At 70.2% G+C, this 19,132-nt stretch carries 14 protein-coding genes; 7 read left to right on the top strand and 7 right to left on the bottom strand.

Features of this window, described 5'->3' with window-relative positions:
* The first annotated feature begins 258 nt into the window (after positions 1-258).
* Both AC5592_RS17670 and AC5592_RS17665 read left to right on the top strand, forming a co-directional pair.
* Positions 259-705: a hypothetical protein gene (locus AC5592_RS17670; protein ID WP_063064872.1), complete on the top strand. Its 447-nt coding sequence runs from the start codon at positions 259-261 to the stop codon at positions 703-705.
* Between the two features lie 123 nt (positions 706-828).
* Positions 829-1,986 (top strand): FG-GAP repeat domain-containing protein, encoded by a 1,158-nt coding sequence (locus tag AC5592_RS17665; RefSeq protein WP_063064871.1) that lies wholly within the window; start codon positions 829-831, stop codon positions 1,984-1,986.
* A 9-nt stretch (positions 1,987-1,995) separates the two neighbouring features.
* On the opposite strand, the gene AC5592_RS17660 is transcribed toward AC5592_RS17665, so the two are convergent.
* The 5 genes from AC5592_RS17660 to AC5592_RS17640 all read right to left on the bottom strand — a co-directional run bounded on the left by AC5592_RS17660 (position 1,996) and on the right by AC5592_RS17640 (position 8,088).
* The gene (locus AC5592_RS17660) at positions 1,996-4,293 is read right to left on the bottom strand and encodes an arylsulfatase (protein ID WP_063064870.1); all 2,298 of its coding nucleotides are present in this window, start codon (positions 4,291-4,293) and stop codon (positions 1,996-1,998) included.
* A 111-nt stretch (positions 4,294-4,404) separates the two neighbouring features.
* Positions 4,405-6,138 carry an NTP transferase domain-containing protein gene (locus AC5592_RS17655; protein ID WP_084506820.1) on the bottom strand — a complete coding sequence of 578 codons (1,734 nt, stop codon included), beginning with the start codon at positions 6,136-6,138 and terminating at the stop codon, positions 4,405-4,407.
* A gap of 102 nt (positions 6,139-6,240) precedes the next feature.
* Positions 6,241-6,978, bottom strand: coding sequence for a VOC family protein (locus tag AC5592_RS17650; RefSeq protein ID WP_036504385.1), 738 nt, complete (start codon positions 6,976-6,978; stop codon positions 6,241-6,243).
* A 58-nt stretch (positions 6,979-7,036) separates the two neighbouring features.
* On the bottom strand, positions 7,037-7,336 hold the full coding sequence (locus AC5592_RS17645; RefSeq protein WP_063064869.1) for an MGMT family protein: 300 nt from the start codon (positions 7,334-7,336) through the stop codon (positions 7,037-7,039).
* Positions 7,336-8,088: an alpha/beta hydrolase gene (locus AC5592_RS17640; RefSeq protein ID WP_063064868.1), complete on the bottom strand. Its 753-nt coding sequence runs from the start codon at positions 8,086-8,088 to the stop codon at positions 7,336-7,338. Before AC5592_RS17640 ends, AC5592_RS17645 begins: the two co-directional genes overlap by 1 nt.
* Positions 8,089-8,439: 351 nt before the next feature.
* On the opposite strand from AC5592_RS17640, the gene AC5592_RS17635 reads away from it, so the two are divergent.
* Both AC5592_RS17635 and AC5592_RS17630 read left to right on the top strand, forming a co-directional pair.
* Positions 8,440-11,889 (top strand): ATP-dependent helicase, encoded by a 3,450-nt coding sequence (locus AC5592_RS17635; protein WP_063064867.1) that lies wholly within the window; start codon positions 8,440-8,442, stop codon positions 11,887-11,889.
* Positions 11,886-15,617: an ATP-dependent helicase gene (locus AC5592_RS17630; protein WP_084506818.1), complete on the top strand. Its 3,732-nt coding sequence runs from the start codon at positions 11,886-11,888 to the stop codon at positions 15,615-15,617. The genes AC5592_RS17635 and AC5592_RS17630 overlap by 4 nt, the downstream gene beginning before the upstream one ends.
* Positions 15,618-15,630: 13 nt before the next feature.
* Here the strand turns inward: AC5592_RS17630 and AC5592_RS17625 are convergent, their stop codons facing one another.
* Positions 15,631-16,023 (bottom strand): DoxX family protein, encoded by a 393-nt coding sequence (locus tag AC5592_RS17625; RefSeq protein WP_063064866.1) that lies wholly within the window; start codon positions 16,021-16,023, stop codon positions 15,631-15,633.
* Between the two features lie 239 nt (positions 16,024-16,262).
* Between AC5592_RS17625 and AC5592_RS17620 the strand changes: the two genes are divergently transcribed.
* Both AC5592_RS17620 and nudC read left to right on the top strand, forming a co-directional pair.
* Positions 16,263-17,321: a potassium channel family protein gene (locus tag AC5592_RS17620; RefSeq protein ID WP_036504378.1), complete on the top strand. Its 1,059-nt coding sequence runs from the start codon at positions 16,263-16,265 to the stop codon at positions 17,319-17,321.
* Between the two features lie 67 nt (positions 17,322-17,388).
* On the top strand, positions 17,389-18,315 hold the full coding sequence (gene nudC / locus AC5592_RS17615) for an NAD(+) diphosphatase (RefSeq protein ID WP_063064865.1): 927 nt from the start codon (positions 17,389-17,391) through the stop codon (positions 18,313-18,315).
* Between the two features lie 22 nt (positions 18,316-18,337).
* On the opposite strand, the gene AC5592_RS17610 is transcribed toward nudC, so the two are convergent.
* Positions 18,338-18,589, bottom strand: a complete 252-nt coding sequence (locus AC5592_RS17610; protein ID WP_269750196.1) for a mycoredoxin — start codon at positions 18,587-18,589, stop codon at positions 18,338-18,340.
* A 102-nt stretch (positions 18,590-18,691) separates the two neighbouring features.
* Between AC5592_RS17610 and AC5592_RS17605 the strand changes: the two genes are divergently transcribed.
* Positions 18,692-19,129, top strand: coding sequence for an SRPBCC family protein (locus tag AC5592_RS17605; RefSeq protein ID WP_063064864.1), 438 nt, complete (start codon positions 18,692-18,694; stop codon positions 19,127-19,129).
* Positions 19,130-19,132: the final 3 nt, after the last annotated feature.

Raw genomic sequence — 19,132 nt, 5'->3', positions numbered from 1 at the left:
GCGCGCGAGCCGCCGGTGAGCTGTGAGGTGGGGGAAACGTGCCGGTCACTGGGCAATTGCCGGTCGCGCGGGGTGATTCCGGCCCGACCTGCGGCGATACCGATTCCCGCGGTGCCGGGCGGTCGGCGCAGAGCCGCCGTCCACGCGCTCGGTGATGCTTTGGAAACCGGCGCTTCGCGGGCGTTTTACATTTGTTAACACATCCGCGCGGCGCCGAATATCGCACCGCCCGCCCGGCCACGTGGCTACGGTGTCACGATGGCGATGATTCCGACCGATGACCTGCCCACCCCGACGGCCGACGTCCTACGGCGCCGGGCGCGCGCAGCCGGTCTCGCCATGAACGCCCATATTCGCGGCGAACTGATCGGGCTCGCTGGTCGCCGCGTTCCACTGGACGCTGTCGTGGAATTTCTGGATGCCGAGCGTCCCGGCCGTCACGATTCCGGCATCGACGCCGACGCCATGGCCGTGATCCGTGACTACGACCTTCCGGCGCACACCTGGAGCGTTCTCGCGCGTCGCGCGGGCGCCGCCGGAATGCCGCTGAGCGCCTACATCCGGCAGGAGCTGATCACCTCGGCCCGCCGGACGACGGTGATCGACGTGGCGTTGGAGATGCTCGAAGTCCAGCAGGCGAATCCAGGTGTGGTCATCGATATGGACGCGGTCGCGGCAGCGGCTCGATACGTGCGCGCGGAGTAGCTCTCCGCCGCGACGAGCGATGCCGATCAGGTTCTCGTCGAAGGAGATCGACGGTAGCCACAGCGATGCCGCCAAGGGCGGGAAGACCATAGGCTGCCCCCGAATCCAACAACAGGAGAACCGATGTCGCGCTCTATTTCCGTTGTCAGCGTTCTCGCGCCGCTGGCACTCGCCGCTCACGCGGTGGTCGCAGGCACTGTGGCGCAAGCGGATCCGGTACCGCCCAATCTGATGGGACCGGCGGTACCGGCGATCGCCGACATCAACGCTGACGGTGTGCCGGATGTCGTCTTCAGTGATTACCTTCTCGGCGGGGGTGTGTCGGTCTTCCTGGGCAAGCCGGGAGGTGGCTTGCGGCCCGCCGTGCACTACGCCACCGGCGGCCAAGCCGACTACGTCGCCATCACGGACCTCGACCACGACGGCACAGTGGATCTGGCCGTCACGAACTTCGCCTCGAGCGACGTCTCCATCCTGCTGGGCCGTGGCGACGGCACCTTCGCGCCCGCGGTCAACTACGCCACCGACTTCGCGCCGGGCGCCTTGGTCGCCGCCGATTTCGATCACGACGGAAACCTCGATCTCGCCACCTCGAACCAAGCGCCGTCGTGGTCGCTGCTGCGCGGCCACGGCGACGGCACCTTCTCGCCCGCGGTGACGATGTCCACCGCCGGCGGTGTCGGATCCGGTTCGGCCGATGTCGCCGATTTCGACGGTGACGGCAATCTCGACCTGCTGCGCGGCAACTACGTCAACAGCACGATCCAGATCTACCGAGGCCACGGGGACGGAACCTTCGCCGCGCCGGTCACTTTCGATTCGGGGGCATCGACCGCGTGGTACGGGATGGCGCGCGATGTCACCGGTGACGGCAAACCGGACATCTTGTTCTCCAACCTCGTCGACGCGACCGTCTCGGTCCTCACGAACCGGGGCGACGGCACGTTCTCGCCGGCCGTCGCCTACCCGACCGGTGGACTGCTGCCGCAGTGCTTCGACGTCGCCGACGTAGACGGTGACGGCAAACCCGATCTCGTCGTAGCCAACGGCGGCACCTCGAGCATCGCCGTCCTGCACGGCCACGGCGACGGCACCTTCGACCCGCCGGCAGCCGTCTACCCCTCCGGCGGTCTGGTCCCGCTGTCCACTCCGGCGCTCGCCGACTTCAACGGTGACGGGAAACTCGACGTGGTCATCGGCAACACCCTCACGGGCAACATCACAGTGCGAGACGGCAACGGGGACGGCACTTTCGGGCCGGCCGTGGACTATCCGGCATAACTCGGGCCCCTATTCGGCCACGAGTTCTGCCTCCGACTCCACCGCCCGCACCACCTGCTCCGGTACCTGTAGCGGCCCCGGGGTGTAGGTGACGGCACGCAGTGACCCGGTGTAGCGGAACGCGCCGCGGCGCTGTCGCAGGTCCCAGGCGACAGGGCCGCGGGCGTCCACGCCGACCGAGATACCGGTCCAGGGGGCCATGCCGACGAGCTGGACCTGGTCGGGGAGGGCGGCGACGGAGGTGCCGTCGACGGAGAGGGCGAAGTCCCAGCGCAGGCGCGGCCGTACCGTCGCGGCCAGGGTGACCTCCCGCGCACCGGAGGCGATGAGCGCAGACACCTCGGTATACCGGCCGAACGAGTTGAAACCGAACACGATTCGGCCGTTCTCGATGTAGAGCAGATAACCTCCCTGCGGGTCGCCGTGGGCGACGAGTACCCCTTCGTCACCGGCGTGGTAGCCCGCGAGTTCGGCGGTGACGGCGAAATCGCGGTAGGCGATGAGGCGTTGCGAGCGATACCGCTCGAGCGTCGGCGTCCCGGGCAGGATGCGCAAGGGGTCGGACAGCCGGGCTTCCTCGGGGCGCCGGCGCGCCAGATCCCGGCGGGTCAGCAGCGGGAAGACGGTATTGCGCCAGGCCGCCTCGTCCCACGCCGCGGCCAGTTCACGCACCTTGCCGGGAAATTCGGTGGCGACATCGTGCAATTCGGTGGGATCGGTCCGCACGTCGAACAGCTGCCAGTTCGGCGCGTCCACCTCGCCGCCCGGCTCGTGCAACGCGAGCAGTTTCCAGCCGTCCCGGTAGAAGCCGCGATGACCGGTCATTTCCGAATACTGCTCGACATGCCGGGAGCGGGCATCGAGGTCCCGCAGCACCTCCGCCGCCGAAACACCGTCGAAATCCTTGGCCGGCAGGCCGTTTCGCACCGAGGGGCGCGAGACTCCGGACAGCTCCAGCAGGGTCGGCGCCAGGTCGGTGACGTACACGTATTCGTCACGAATCGTGTTGTCCGGCAGTCCCTTCGGCCAGGAGATGATGAACGGCACCCGCACCCCACCGGCGAAGGTCTGTCCCTTGTAGAACCGGAACGGCGTGTTCGACGCTTGCCCCCAGCCCCGCGGATAGTGCACGCCGAGACGGGCGGTGCCGATCAGATCCTCGTCGTGCGGGACATCGCCCACCCAGTCCGGATCGTCGACGTGCGCGAATTCGGCCAGATAGCTGCGGGTGCCGACCGGCCCGCCCTCGGCGGTGCCGCCGTTGTCGGAGGTGAACACCACGATCGTGTTGTCCAGTTCGCCGAACTGCTCGACGGTGTCGAGGACCCGCCCGAGGCTCTGGTCGATGCTGTCGACCATCGCGGCGTACACCTCCATGTACCGGGCGAAGCGGCGCTGCTGCTCGGCGCTCAGCGAATCCCATTCCTGCGCTTCGTAACCCGGTTCGGTGTTGCGCGGTTGCTGTTCGGTTCCCGGCGCGAAGAGTCCCTGCGCCAGCTGGGAGGCGAATCGGCTCTGTCGCACCACGTCCCAGCCCTGTGCGTATCGCCCGCGATATTTCGCCAGATCGACGTCCTTGGCCTGCAGCGGGCCGTGCATGGCGACGTGGGCGAAATAGAGGAAGAACGGCTTGTCCGCGTCGTGGGCGCGCAGATCCTTCAGGTAGGTGATCGCCTTGTCGGTCAGATCGTCGGTGACGTAGTAGTCCTCCGGGTACTGCTCGATATCCACCACGGAGGAGTCGGAGACGATCTGGTTCGGGTAGAAGAACGAGTTGAAACCCTCCAGCGAACCGTAGTACCGATCGAATCCGCGCTGTGTCGGCCACGAATCACGGTGTGCCGCAGGGTTCATCGTGGCGTCGCGCACGAGGTGCCATTTGCCGACCGCATAGGTGGCGTAGCCGCCGGCGCGCAATATCTCCGGCAGGGTCAGCACATCGTCGGCGAGTTCCAGGCGCAGGCCCGGGTAGCCGGGATCGGCGTTGGCGACGAAGCCGAATCCGGCGCGATGGGAATTGAGGCCGGTCAGCAGGGCCGCGCGCGAGGGCGAACACAGCGGGGTGGTGTGGTAGTTGGTGAGCCGGACGCCGCGCTCGGCCAGCCGGTTCAAGGTCGGCGTCTCGATTTCGGAGCCGAACGGGCCGATATCGCTGTAGCCCATATCGTCTACCAGAACCACGATGATGTTCGGCGCTCCCGCGGGCGCACTCGGCGGATAGTCCCACGCCGGGGAGGAATCGGCGGTGGTACGGCCGATCTCGCCGGTGAAGGCGTCGTATCCGCGGGCATACTCGGGCACTGGCATACGACCAGGGAACCCGCCCCGGCGTGCTGCCACCAGGGTTCGGCGCACTGTGCGCGCAACCGGTGCCGGCCGGGGACAGTTGGTCGGCGGAATTCCCCGGTTCGCGCGGCGTCAGCCCGGCAGGGGCAGATATTCGACCGGCTCGCCGTCGACGGCGCCGGCGGGGACGACGACCAGACCGTCGCGGTCGAGCAGCCCGGCCAGATGTGCGGTACGGATATGGCCGTCGGCGACCCAGCCGCCCGCCTCGGCCGCCCGCGCGGGCAGGATGCGCGGCACCGGACCGGAGACGTCGCCGGCGTTCAGGAGCGGTCCGGTCCGCACCCGTGCCGGTATGCGGCCGGTGAGACCGGAGACGATGGCCGGGGCCAGCGCCCACAGCGTCGCGACCGCCGCGTAGGGATTACCCGGAAGCCCGAGCACCACAGGGCCGCTGGGCAATTCGGCGACCACCGTGGAGCCGCCCGGTCGCATCCGCAAACGGTGCACCAGAATTCGCGCCCCGGCCCGATCCAGTGCACCGCGCAGTTGGTCGGCCGCGCCGCCACCGGTCGCGCCGACCACGACCAGCAGGTGGTCGTCGGTCGTATCGGAGAGCACATCGTCGAAGCCGTTGGGCGTGTCGCGCAGATGCACCCGGTCCGACGATTCGATTCCGTACCAGGACAACAACTCCGGGAAGACGGGGCCGACCGAATCGCGGGTCTGGCCGCCCCGCAGCGGACCTGCACTGCGAATTTCGTCGCCGGTCATCACGATTCGTGCCCGCACGGGTCCGCGGACCTGCGCGGTGACCACCTCGGCGGCGGTCGCGACGGAGATCAGTGCCGCGTTGACGGGGGTGCCCTCGGCGGCGACGATATCGCCGCTGTGCCAATCCTCGCCGCGGTGGCGCACATCGTCGCGGATCGGCGCCTCGGGTAGCCGTCGCAGCAGCCCGTCGTCGAGCCGGACGAATTCGTCGCGCACCACGGTGTCGGTGCCCTCCGGGACGTGAGCGCCGGTGGCGATGCGGACCGCCTCACCGGCGAGCAGGCCCACCGGTCGCTCACCACCCGCGAAGCCCACATCGTGGCGCAGGCGCCACGGTTCCTCGCCGGACACCGCGTAACCGTCCATCGCCGACACGTCGAAGCGGGGCAGCGCCGAGGCGGCGCGCAGCGGGGCCGCCAACGCCGCACCCCGCACCGCTGCCGGCCGGGCCTCGTGCACCGGCAGCCGGGTAATGGCGGTGCGCAGCAGCTCGCGTGCCTGCGCCAAGGGCAACGCCGGGGCGGCGGCCTGGGCCGCGCGCACCTGTTCCGGGGTGTCGCAATCGGTGATACCGGGCAGCGTCACCATCAGGGTGTCGACCGGGACCAGCGCCTTCATCGGCTGATTGGTCACCGAATCCAGCTGCCGCAGGGCCGACAGCAGCGCCGTCCGCCGCCACACCCCGACCAGATATTGCGGACGGCCGGATTCGTCGGTCGCGAATACCGCATCGGCATCGGAAGTCGTTGCGTGCCCGATCAATTCGCCGATCACGGCGGCAGTGAGAAAGGGCAGGTCGGCGGCCAGGACCACGACCAGATCGGCCGGGAAATCACATTCCTCGAGCGCGCGGACCGCGCAGGCGACGGCCGCGACCGGGCCCGCTCCGGCCGGCACCTCCTGCACCTGCCGGATCTCGGGCGCCAGTTCGGGCCGATGCGGGCCGACCACCACCGTGCGCACACAGTCGGCGACCGCGTCCAGCGCCACGGTGAGCATCGCCCGCCCGCCGACCGCGATCGCGGGTTTGTCCACCCCGCCCATCCGGGTCGCCCGCCCACCGGCCAGCACGATCGCGTCGACAGTGGTCACAGCGGCTCACCCGGGAGGTTGATCATGGACCGATGGTAAACCGCCCACATCGGACGGCGAACGGCACGACGGGCGCACGCCCGTCGTCCGCTCGCGACCGCGTCAATCGCAGGGCGCACGCAACAACCGGAAGCGGTTCGTCTCCGGATCGGTCAGCATCGCCTGGGCCGGTGGGTGCACCGCGGCGCCCTGGCAGGGGACGGCACCGGCTGCGGTGAGCCGGGCGACCTCGTCCGCGGGATCGCCGGTGGAATAGGTGACGACATCGAGGTGGACGCGATCGCATTCGCGGGCCGCGACCTGGGTGCGCAGGAATTCCAGCCACGGACCCTGACCGGTGGCCGAGCGGATGCCGGCCATTCGCGATTCGTCGTGGGTCAGCGGCCAGCCCGCGGCGGTCTCCCAGAACCGGGCCAGCCGGGTGGGATGCGGAGTGTCAACGACGATCGCGGCCACCGCGCCGGTATCCACATATTCCTCGCGCGGTTCGAGGACGCAGAATTCGTTGCCCTCGGGGTCGGCGAGCACCGTCCAGGGCACCGCGCCCTGCCCGATATCGATCGGCCGCGCGCCCAGCGCCAGCGCCCGATCCACCTGTACGCGTTGATGATCCAGCGAACGACCCACCACATCGAGATGGATGCGGTTCTTCCCGGACTTGGGTCCGGCCGTCGGCACGAACATCAACGACACATCGGCGGCATCCGGATCGGAAGCAGCCACCTCGACCGCGTGCGGACGGTCCACGGTGATCTGCCAGTCGAGCAACTCCGCCCAGAACCGCGCCACGTTCCGTGGCCGGATCGCATCGAACACCACGCACGCCAGACGGGTGGTCATTCCTCCACGGTAACCGCCGAACCGGAGTAATGGGCGAATTCGGATATCGGCGGTGCCGTCAGTGGTCGAATCTGTGGCGGGCGGCGGCCAGGTCCACGCGGTCGCCGCGGATCGGGCAGCCCTCCTCGGCCAGCCTGCGCAACTGGCGGTGGGCCAGATGGCTCGCCGGGGTGCCGTCGGCGCGTAGCACCCGATGCCAGGGCAGATCGGCGGAGTCGGTGCGCATGATCCAGCCGACGGTTCGCGGCGTCGACAGTCCGGCCGCCGCCGCGATATCGCCGTAGGTGGCGACCCGGCCGGGCGGGATGGCCGCGACCAGTTCCCGCACCCGCTCGATCTCGGCGTCCGTCGTGGGCATCAGAGCACCGACCGGATGACGGCCGCGGTCTCGGCGGGCCGCGCCTGGGCGACCATGTGATCGCAGTCGAATTCGTGCAGCGTGAAATCCGGCAGCGTGGCGAACGCCTCGACGGTCGCGGGGGTGACGAACGGGGATTTACCGGCGCGGACCAGCACGGTCGGAATGTGCGGCGGCGGCAGGATCAGCTCGCGCGCCAGCTGACTCCAGTAGGACGTGACGGCGGGCAGGCTCATCCGCCAGGTGACCCGGCCCTCGGGAGCATCGACCAGATGTTCGGCGAGTTCGGCGTCGAGGAGTTCGGGGTCCACATCGGCCCAGGCCGTCTCGAGTTTGTCGTGACGCGCCTCGGCGACGTCGGCGTAGTCCGGTCGTGCCAGCCCCGCCTCGGCGATGTCGTGAAGCAGAACCGGATCGAGGCCGATCGCGGGATCGAGCAGCACCAGTGCGCGGACCAGATCGGGGCGGTGGCGGGACAGATGGACGGCGACCGCCGCTCCGAACGAATGCGCCACGACGACCGCCGGTTCGGTGAGCAGCGGAACCAGATCGTCGACGATCTGCTCGAAGGTCCACGGTGGTAGCGAGCTCGCCCGCCCGTGGCCGCGCAGGTCGGGAGCGACGACGCGAACCTCGGGCAGCTGCCCGTCGGCCAGCGCGCTCCACCGCCGCCCGTGTCCGGTCAGGCCGTGCAGGGCGAGGACGAGCGGACCGTCGGCGGGGCCGAATCGATGAATATGGGCGTCGGGCACCCGATCATTGTGCCGTCGGCGCGGCGGCGGTGCGACCGGCGCGTTCCGTTCGCAAGAATCGGGCACGGGGATTGCCGGGCGCTGGCCGCGCCGGTGAACCGCCGCGGAACGACTGCGGCGGTGGGATTTTCGGCCCGATATTCGCAGCGGCCCCGACGCGATGCGGTGCGGCACGACGTACAAACTCTCTACCAGGCATTATCGACCGCAGCCAGGGACCGGCGCGAATTCGTGAATATCGCCCGGGCAGGCGTGGCGCCGATCACAACACGGACACATCGGATGCGCGGGGTTCGTTTGCTGTCACGGAATTCGATCCTGTCGGGGGTGTCTGTTGAAATAGCGCGTGTGATGCGATCGGATAGCTCGGTGCGACTGGTGCGCCGCAGTGAGACCGCACCCCGGTTACGCGAATGGGGTGCCGATGTCCGAACGCTGTTCGCGGGTGGGTCGGGCGCGGACCCGGGCTGGCGACCCTGGCAGGTGCTGGGCGGCCCCGGCACCGGGAAAACCGCGCTGCTCACCGATCTCGCCGCCGATCGCATCGTCGCGGGCGCCGATCCGGATTCGGTGCTGGTACTCACCCATTCCAAACAGGCCGCCCTGCGGGTTCGCAACGCCCTCACCCGGCAGTTGACCGCGCTCGCACCCGAACTCGGCGGGGTGCCGGGCGCCGGACGTGAGCCGATGGTGCGCACGGTGCACTCCTACGCCTTCGCGATCCTGCGCACGCACGCGGCCGCCCGCGGCAATCCGCCGCCGCGGCTGCTGACCGGCGCCGAGCAGGACGTGGTGCTGCGCGAGATGTTGCGGGGCGAACTCGCCGACATGTCGTCCGGTGCCGAGGTGCTGTGGCCACCGCGCCTGCACGCCGCGCTCGGCACCAACGGTTTCGCCGAGCAACTGCGCGACCTGATGTTGCGCGCCACCGAGCGCGATCTGGGGCCCGAGGATCTGATCGAACTGGGGCGCCTGCACGAACGCGAGGAATGGGAGGCGGCCGGATCGTTCGCGCAGCGCTACGAACAGTCGATGCTGTTGCGCTGGTCGGTCGGCGTCCAAGCCCCCGAGGCCAGCGCCCCCGCTCTCGACGCAGCCGAATTGGTCGGCGCCGCACTGGACGTGCTGATCGAGGACGAGGAACTGCTCGCCGCCGAGCGTGAACGCATCCGCACCCTCCTGGTCGACGACGCCCAGCATGTGGATCCGCTTGCCGCACAACTGATTCGCGCGATCGGATCCGGCCCGGCGACCACGGTCGTGGCCGGCGACCCGGATCAGGCGGTCTTCAGTTTCCGGGGTGCGGATACCCGTTTCGTCACCGAACCCGATGCCCCACCCGAACGCCGGATCGTCCTGCACGACGATCATCGCTGCGCCCCGGCGGTGCACGCTGCGGTCGCCCGGATCGCCGCCCGCATGCCGGGCCGCATCGAACACCGCTTCGACGTGCGGACCGGCGGACCCCATCTCCTCGGCGATCCCGCCGTCGACGGGCAGGCGCTGGTGCGGGTTCTCACCACCCCGGCCAAGGAGGCGGCGCTGATCGCCGACCACCTGCGGCGGGCGCATCTCACCGCGGAGGTGCCGTGGTCGCGGATGGCGGTCGTCGTGCGCTCGGTGCCGCTGTCGCTGGGCCCGCTGCGCCGCGCGCTCACCGCCGCGGGAGTGCCGGTGCTGCAACCGAAACCGGACACCCCGCTGGCCCGGCGGCGCGGCGCGGCGTGGATGCTGCAGTCGCTGCGCGCCCTGATCGTGGTCGAACGCGGTCGCCCGGAGATGTTCTCCGAGGACGATGCGCTCGATCTGCTACTCGGGCCGCTGGGTGGAGCCGATCAGATCAGTCTGCGACGACTGCGCCGCGGCGTTCGCCGCGCGCTGATCGAGCGCGGGTATCCCCGGACGGAGTCGAGGGTTGGCGGCCCCGACGATGCGGAGCCGGGCGCCGACGACGAGCCGGCGCGCGGTTCATCGACAGTCGAGGAGTCGCCGGAGGCCCTCGCCCCCTATTCCGAGCTCGACCGGTCCTCGGCGGTCGTACTGCGCGACCTCATCACCGGAGTCGGTGATCGCACCCTGCTCGATCGGCTCACCGAGGTCGAGGTGGCGCCGCTGGTGCGGGTACTGCGGGCGGTCGACCGGGCGCGGCGGGCGCTGCGGCGCGGGGCCGGGGTCGAGGACGCGTTGTGGGCGTTGTGGACCGCCTCGCGGCTGGAGAAACGCTGGGTGGCGCAGTCCGAGCGCGGTGGCGCCGGTGCGGTGCAGGCCGACCGCGACCTGGATGCCGCCGTCGGTCTGTTCGATGCCGCCGCCGCCTACGTCGACCGGCTGCCCGGCGCATCCGTCGAGGGATTCGTCGAATATCTGGAACAGCAGGAGATCAACCAGGATTCGGCTCCGCTGACCGAACCCGGTGACGCGGTGGCGATCGTCAGCGCGCACGCCGCGGCCGGCCGGGAATGGGATGTGGTGGCCGTCGCCGGAGTGCAGGAGGGGATCTGGCCCAACCTGCGTCCGCGCGGGACCCTGCTCGGCATCGAGGAACTGGTCGACCTCATCGGGGGCGTGGCCGATCCGGGGGAACAGGTCAGCCGGGCCGCGCCGATCCTCGCCGAGGAGCGCCGGTTGCTGCTGCTGGCGTGCAGCCGGGCCCGGCACAGCCTGCTGGTGACCGCGGTCGAATCCGTCACCGGCGACCGCGATCTGGTGCCGTCCCGATTTCTGGCCGAACTCGATCCGGAGGCGGAACCGGGGGAGCCGGGACGTATTCCGCCGCCGGTCGATCCGGGGCGCGCACTGGTCGCGCAGGCCCTGATCGCCGAATTGCGCGGCGTGGTCTGTGACGACGGCGCCGATCCCGCCCGCCGGGACCGGGCCGCCACCCAATTGGCCCGTCTGGCCGCGGCCGGTGTGCGCGGCGCCCATCCGGACGAGTGGTACGGCATCGCGGACCCCAGTTCGGAACTGGCGCTGTGGGACGACGGTGACGGGCCGGTCGCGTTGTCGCCGTCGACGGTCGAGCTGTTGCAGACCTGTCCGCTGCGCTGGGCGCTGGAACGTCACGGCGGCAGCGACGGGGACAATCCGCATGCCGTCAAGGGCAATCTCGTGCACACGCTGGTCCAGGCGCTGGCCGGGCGAGTGACCGAGGAACAGGTGAAGGCGGCGCTGGTCAAGACATGGAAGGCCGTCGACCCGAGTTCCGGGGAGGACGGCCCGCACAGCTGGCACTCCCGGCTGGAGCTGCGCCGGACCGAATCGATGGTCGACACCTTCCTCGCCTGGTTGCGCAACACCCGGGCCGAGCTGGCCGAGGTCGGTGTCGAGGTGCCGGTGGACTGCGTTCTGCCGGCCCGCGACCCGGACGAGGTGCCGGTGCGGATCCGCGGCCGCGTCGACCGGGTGGAGCGTGACGCGCTGGGCCGTTTCGTCATCGTCGACGTCAAGACCGGCAAGACCCCGATCTCCAAACAGGCCGCGCAGGATCACGCCCAGCTGGCGACCTACCAGGTGGCCGCCGGGGCGGGCGGGTTCTCGGCGGAGGTGGACGGCGACCGGATCGAACCGGGCGGCGCCCGACTCGTCTACGTGGCCAAACCGAGCCGCGACGGCGCCACCGAGCGGTTGCAGACCGCGCTCGATTCCGACGGTATCGCCCAGTGGCGCAAGGCCATTCACGATGCGGCGGCAGCCACCCGCGGGCCCGGCTTCCTGGCCATGCGCAACGACGGCTGCCGGCACTGCCAGGTGGCCGGCAGTTGCCCCGTGCAGGACACGGGCCGCCAGGTGACGGATCGATGACGATCACGCCGGAGCAGTTGGCGCAGGCACTGGGCCTGCCGCCACCCACCGACGAACAGTCCGCCGTCATCGCCGCACCGCTCGGCCCGACCCTCGTGGTGGCCGGTGCGGGCGCGGGCAAGACCGAGACGATGGCCGCGCGGGTGGTCTGGATGGTCGCCAATCGGCTGGTGGCACCGGACGCGGTGCTGGGGCTGACATTCACCCGAAAAGCCGCGCAGCAGTTGACGACTCGCATTCGCACCCGCCTGGCGCGGCTGGCCGGATCGCCGCTGCTGCGCGAGATCGACAGCACCGGGCGGCTGCGCGCGACCCTGGTCGGATCCGAGCCGGAGATCAGCACCTACCACTCCTACGCCGGGCGGCTGCTGTCCGAACACGGTCTGCTGCTGCCCGTGGAGCCCTCGGCCACCCTGCTCACCGAAACCCAGCTGTGGCAGCTCGCGCATCGCGTGGTCACCGGCTGGGACGGCGATCTCGATACCGAGCGCACCCCGGTATCGGTCACCGAGGCGGTGCTCGCGCTGTCCGGTCAGCTCGCCGAACATCTGGTGGAACCGGAGCAGTTGGCGGTGGCGCATCGGGAGCTGGAACGGCTGGTGGAGACGCTGCCTCCCGGTCCGCGCCAGCGCGGCGGCCCGAATCAGGAGCTGCGCGGGATCGTCAAAGCCCAGCAGGACCGGGTGGCGCTGCTGCCGCTGGTCGCGCGGCTCGGCGAGGAGTTACGACGCAGGGGCGCACTGGATTTCGGCTCGCAGATGTCGCTGGCCGCGCGGCTGGCCGCCACGCACGCCGAGGTCGGGGCGGCGGAATGCGAGCGGTTTCGCCTGGTGCTGCTGGACGAATATCAGGACACCGGGCACGCCCAGCGCATTCTGCTCGCGGCACTGTTCGGTGACCGCGGCGCGGTCGGCATCGGCGGCGAGGCGCCGGAGACGGATTTCGCCACCCGCCCGGCGGTGACCGCGGTCGGCGATCCGATGCAGTCCATCTACGGCTGGCGCGGTGCGTCGGCGGCCAACCTGCCCCGCTTCACCACCGATTTCCCGGCCGCCCCGAATGTCGCCGCGCCGGTGTTGCCACTGCTGACGAGCTGGCGCAATCCGCCGGAGGCGCTGGATCTGGCGAATCTGGTCGCCGAACCACTGCGCGGCGCCGAGGGCGGGGTCAGTGTCGACGCGCTGCGCCCCCGGCCCCAGGCCACCGCCGGAACCGTCGCGCTGGCTCTCACCGAAACCGTTGCCGGCGAACGACAATGGGTGGCCGAGCGGATCGCCGCGGAATGGGAGCAGTGTGCCGACGCCGGACGGCCGCCCCCGACCTCCGCGGTCCTGGTGCGCCGCAACGCCGACGCCGCGCCGCTGGCCGAGGCGTTGCGCGCCCGGGGGCTGCCGGTGGAGATCGTCGGCCTGGGCGGTCTGCTCGCCACCCCGGAAGTGGCCGATATCGTCGCCACCCTGCGGTTGATCGCCGATCCGGCGGCAGGCAGTGCCGCGATGCGCATCCTCACCGGCGCGCGCTGGCGGTTGGGCGTGAGCGATCTGAAGGCGTTGTCGGCACGGGCGCGGGAGCTGTCGATCGCCGGGACGCCGGGCCGCGCGGAACCGATCACCGACGCCGCGGGGCTGTCGGATGCGCTGCGGGCCGTGGCACCCGAACCCGCCGAACAAGCCGGCATCGCGGATGCGATCGCCGACCCCGGTCCGGCGCAACGCTATTCGGAGCTCGGCTACGCGCGCATCGTCACACTGGGGCGGGAGCTGGCGGCGCTGCGTGAACGCAGCGGGCAGTCGCTGCCCGAACTGGTCGCCGATGTGGAACGCACGATCGGGGTCGGGGTGGAAACCCAGACCCGCCGCGCGGCCGCGGGCGCCGGTGCGGGGCGCGAACATCTGGACGCCTTCGCCGACGTGGTCGCGGGATATGCCGGTGACCACCGTGCCACCCTGCCCGGCCTGCTGAGCTTCCTCGCCGCCGCCGAAGAGGTCGAGAACGGTTTGGAGCCGGGCGAAGTCGAGGTGGCGCACGACCGCGTGCAGGTGCTCACCGTGCACGCGGCCAAGGGGCTGGAATGGGAGGTCGTGGCCGTACCGCACGTAGCGCGCGGCCTGTTTCCCTCCGGGAACGCCGCCGCGACCTGGCTCGGCGCACTCGCCGAACTCCCCACCTCGCTGCGTGGCGACCGGCAACGCGACAACGACGGCGACACACCGGATTCCGCGCCCGTGCGCGACGGGGTTCCGGTCCTCGACCTCACCGAATTGTACGACCGCACGGATCTGGAACGGGCGATCAAACAGCACAAGGAGGCGCTGGCCCGCCGCCGCCTCGACGAGGAACGCCGCCTGTTCTACGTCGCGCTCACCAGAACCGAACGCGCACTGTTCGTTTCGGCCCACCACTGGGCCGAGACCGGTTCCACGCCGAAGGGGCCCTCGGATTTCCTGCTCGAACTGAAACGGTGGACCGAACATCCGGAGTCCCCCGGACACGGCACCGTGCGCGTCGACCTCTGGGCCGACCCCCCACCTCCCGACGCACCCAATCCCTTCACCGACAATCCCGCCGTGGCCGACTGGCCGCGCGACCCGCTCGGCGTGCGGCGGCAAGCGGTCGAAGCGGGTGCGGCCCTGGTCCGCACCGCGCTCGCACACCTTCCGCCCGAACCTCGCGAGCATCGCACACAGCCGGCGAACGGCCGAACCGCTCCTGCCCGGGCCGAGATCCCCCCGGTTCCCTCGCGCCGAACCCACGACGCCACGAGCGAACTCGAATCCCCGCGCCAGCTGGATTTGTTCGCCGACCTGACGCACGACCCGGCGACCCCCGGCACGGACGGCACGGCATCCGGCAACGGATCGGAGGACGGCGCGGTACCCGAGCACGATTCGGATCCCGAAGGCTGGGCCGACGATGTGGACGCCCTGCTCACCGAGCATTTCGCGACGGTCGAGGGCATCCACGAAGTGGAGTTGCCCGCGCAGCTGCCCGCCACCGCGCTGGTGGATATGCGGGCCGATCCGGCCAAGCTCGCGGCACGGCTGCGGCGGCCGCTGCCGTACCCGCCGAGCCCGCTGGCCCGGCGCGGCACCGCCTTTCACGCCTGGTTGCAGCGCTGGTTCGGCGCGGTCGGGTTGCTCGATTTCGACGAACTGCCCGGCGCGGCCGACAGCGGCGCGGGCGACGCCGACCTCATCCGATTGCAGGAGGCGTTCCTGGCCTCGCCCTGGGCCGACCGCAACCCCATCGACGTCGAAGTGGGATTCGAGACCAGCATCGGCGGCACCCTCATTCGCGGCCGCATGGACGCGGTGTTCAGCGAACCCGGCGGCCGCTGGCTGGTCGTGGACTGGAAGACCGGCGCCGAACCGTCACGCGCGGAAGAACGCTCGGTCGCGATGCAGCTGGCCGTCTACCGGGTCGCCTGGGCCCGCATGATGGCCGCGCAGACCGGGGAAGCCGAAGAGCTCGTACTCGACAAGGTCGGCGCCGCCTTCCATTACGTCCGCAGCGGCCGGACGGTCGCGCCCGCCGAACTGCCGGGGCCGGCCGAGCTGGCCGATCTCATCGCCGAGGTCGCGCCCGCCTGGGCGCCGCCCGCCGACCCGAGGGAACGGTCCGGTCCGGAACTCGCCGAGGACCCTCCGCCCGACGAGGAGTACGGCGACGAGCTGCCGCCCGACCCGGTGTCCGACGCCGATTTCGACCCGGACTACCCGCCCGGGTGAAAGTCGTTGCCGCTCAGGCGGCGTCGCGGCTGATGCGCAGGGCCTGGGTGATCATCGGCACCTGGAACGGCAACCGCAGCACCGATACCCACTTGATCGCCTTGGCCGCCTTCGGATTTCGCACCGAATCGGCGGCGAACTGGATGTTGGCCGGGAAGACCGCCAGGAACAGCAGCGCCGCCAGCCGGCCGCCGAGTCGCCTGGTACGCGGAGCCGCCAGGGCGGCCGCCACACCGATTTCGGCGACACCCGATGCGTAGGTGTAGGTCCGGGCCCGGCCCGGGAGAGCGGGCGGCACGATCGAATCGAAGGGCTTGGGCGCCACGAAATGCAGGGCGCCCATGCCGAACAGCGCGGCACTCATCAGCACCGCTCGCCGCTGCGAGGCCCGACCGGCGTCACTCATGCTGTGTCCTTTCTTGGCCCCGGCCGCCGCGCTCTCTCCGCCGCGAGTGGGGTCGCTCCGTGGTGACGCTACGCTGCCGCACCCGCCCCCGCGCACTCACGCTCTCGCGCTGCCGCCTCCGCTCCTGCCCACCCACGCCGGGCAGTTCCCACTCGCGTGCCCAGTCCGTGGAGTCGGCATCCGGCCGGTACGCTGCCGATCTGTGGCACAGGTGAGCAACGACATGTCCGGGGGATGCCGTGTTCGGTGACAGCTCACGAGGTCTGGGCCGTCTGACGGAACGCCCCGATTACGCGCTGGTCGGCATTCTGCGTATTCCGGAGATCCGGACCAGTCCCTGGGTCTCGCTGACCCGCCGGGTCGCGTTCGCGGTGCTGCTGCTGGTGGCGGCGACATTGGTCGTCTATTTCGGCCGCGCGGGATATCACGACAACCGCGGCGAGGAGCTGACCCTGCTCGACGCCGCCTACTACTCGACGGTCTCGCTGTCGACCACCGGCTACGGCGACATCGCCCCGATCACGGAGCAGGCGCGGCTGGTCAACACGATCGTCATCACCCCGCTGCGCGTGCTGTTCCTGATCGTCTTGGTCGGTACCACCCTGCAGGTGCTCACCGAGCGGTCACGACAGGCGTTCAAAATTCAGCGATGGAGGCAGAAGGTGCGTAATCACACCGTGGTCGTCGGTTACGGCACGAAGGGCCGGACCGCGGTCGACGCCATGCTCGGCGACGGGGTGCAACCGGCCGAGATCGTGGTGGTCGACACCGACGCGACCGTGTTGGAGGCCGCGGCCAACGCCGGGCTGGTGACGGTGCACGGCTCGGCGACGCAATCGGATGTGCTGCGGCTGGCCGGAGCTCAGCACGCGGCCTCTCTGGTCATCGCCGCGAACCGCGACGACACCGCGGTGCTGGTCACGCTCACCGCGCGGGAACTCAACGCCAAGGCCAAGATCGTCGCCTCGATCCGGGAAGCCGAGAACACCCATCTGTTGCGGCAATCCGGTGCCGATTCGGTCGTGGTCTCCTCGGAGACGGCGGGCCGGCTGCTCGGTATCGCGACCACCACCCCCAGCGTCGTCGACATGATCGAGGACCTGCTCACCCCCGAGGCCGGTTTCGCGATCGCCGAGCGGGACGTGGAATCCGACGAGGTCGGCGGCTCGCCGCGGCATCTGCGCGATATCGTGCTCGGCGTGGTCCGGGAGGGCACACTGATCCGGGTCGACGAGCCCGAGGTGGACGCCCTGGAAACCGGCGACAAACTGCTCTACATCCGTCGCGTGCACAAATAGTCCGGACGGCGGCGCCCGGCGGGGTTCCTCCTCCGGTCCCGCGCGACCAGCGCGATACGCTCGAAGCGTGTCGGTATTCGAACTGAATGGTCTTCCCCTGCTGTCGCGTTCCGCCCTCGATCGGGCCGAGACGTTGCGCTCGGACGAGCAGGCGCTGAAACAAGGGTGGGCCGAGGCCAAACTGGTGCGGATGAACCAGCGGGGGCAGGTCCGGATCGACGGCGATCAGCTCGTCCTGGAGGCGGCGCTGAACTACGCGTCCGAGCCGGCGCCGGAGGCGGTTCTGCTGGGTGTGGTCGACGGCGCGCACATCTGGGCGGTTCGCGACAACGAACTCGAGGGTCAGCTGATGGACCTGCGAGTGGTGGGCAGCGCGCTGCACCTCGACGATGTGATCCTCGGCATCCTGTCCACCGCACTGGCGCTGCTGAACTGGCACGACCGCGCCGGCTACAGCGCCGTCGACGGCAGCCCGACCACGGTGTCCAATGCCGGCTGGTCGCGCGTCAACGCTTCCGGGCACGAGGAATTCCCGCGCATCGACCCGGCCATCATCTGCCTGGTGCACGACGGCGGCGACCGGGTCCTGCTGGGCCGTCAGCAGAACTGGCCGGAGAAGATGTTCTCGCTGCTGGCCGGTTTCGTGGAGGCGGGGGAGTCGCTGGAACGCTGCGTCGAGCGCGAGGTCCGCGAGGAGGTCGGTGTCGCGGTGCGCGATATCCGCTACCTCGGCAGTCAGCCGTGGCCGCTGCCGCGTTCGCTCATGCTGGGGTTCGCCGCGGTCGCCGATCCCGACGCGCCGCTGGTCTTCTCCGACGGCGAGATCGCCGAGGCCCACTGGTTCACCCGCGACGAGGTGCGCACGGCGCTGGCCGCGGGTGCGTGGGGTTCGGTCACCGGCGACACCGGAAATGCCGAGCAGCAGCGGCTACTGCTGCCGGGCTCCATCTCCATCGCCCGCACCATCGTCGAATCCTGGGCTGCGGCAGGCTGATTCGCCCGCGACTCGCCGCCGGTCAGCCGATCGCGGCGAGCGCGGTCTTCACCTGGGCGAGGCTCGGGTTGGTGGCAGTGGATCCGTCGGAGTACTTGACGGTCGGCACCACGTGGTTGCCGCCGTTCACGCTGCCGACGAATTCGGCCGCTTCGGGGTCCTGTTCGATGTCGACGACGGTGTAGGTGATCCCCGCCTCGTCGAGTTGCTTCTTGAGGCGGCGGCAGTATCCGCACCAGGTCGTCGAGTACATGGTCAGGTCAGTAGCAGTCACGCCTGATTGAACATCGAATCGGTTTTCCGTGTTCCCACGGCTGGTTGTGACCTCTGCCGGAGGGGGCTTGCCAAACAGATAGTAAGCGCGCATACTAAATACATGACACAGATCGCCGCAGCTCACGCCGTATCCACCGCCGCGCCCGCCGACTTCTTCGTGGTCTGGGCCGATATGGCCGCCTGGCCGGAATGGAACGCCGACACCGAGTGGGTCCGGCTGGACGGCCCCTTCGTCGAGGGCGCCACCGGAACCTTGAAGCCGAAAGGTGGACCGAAGGTCGCGTTCGTGGTCGAGAAGCTGACCGATGAGGAGTTCGTCGACGTCTCGCGTCTGTTCGGCGCTCGGCTGACCTTCGCCCATCGCGTGGTGCGGACGGCCGCGGGCACCGAGGTCACGGTGACCATCTCGATGACCGGCCCGTTGCGTCGGCTGTGGTCGGCACTGATGGGCGGCGGACTGGCCGACTCCGTCCATCGCGACCTCGCGGCGCTGGTCGAGACGGCCGAGGCGCGCCGCGCCGTTCCGGGCACCCACTGAATC

Origin of the sequence: Nocardia violaceofusca NBRC 14427, from assembly GCF_963869435.1 — a bacterium.
Classification (GTDB): domain Bacteria; phylum Actinomycetota; class Actinomycetes; order Mycobacteriales; family Mycobacteriaceae; genus Nocardia; species Nocardia aobensis.
The sequence above is the reverse complement of the archived record's forward strand: the minus strand, read 5'-3'. Positions and strand labels throughout refer to the sequence as shown.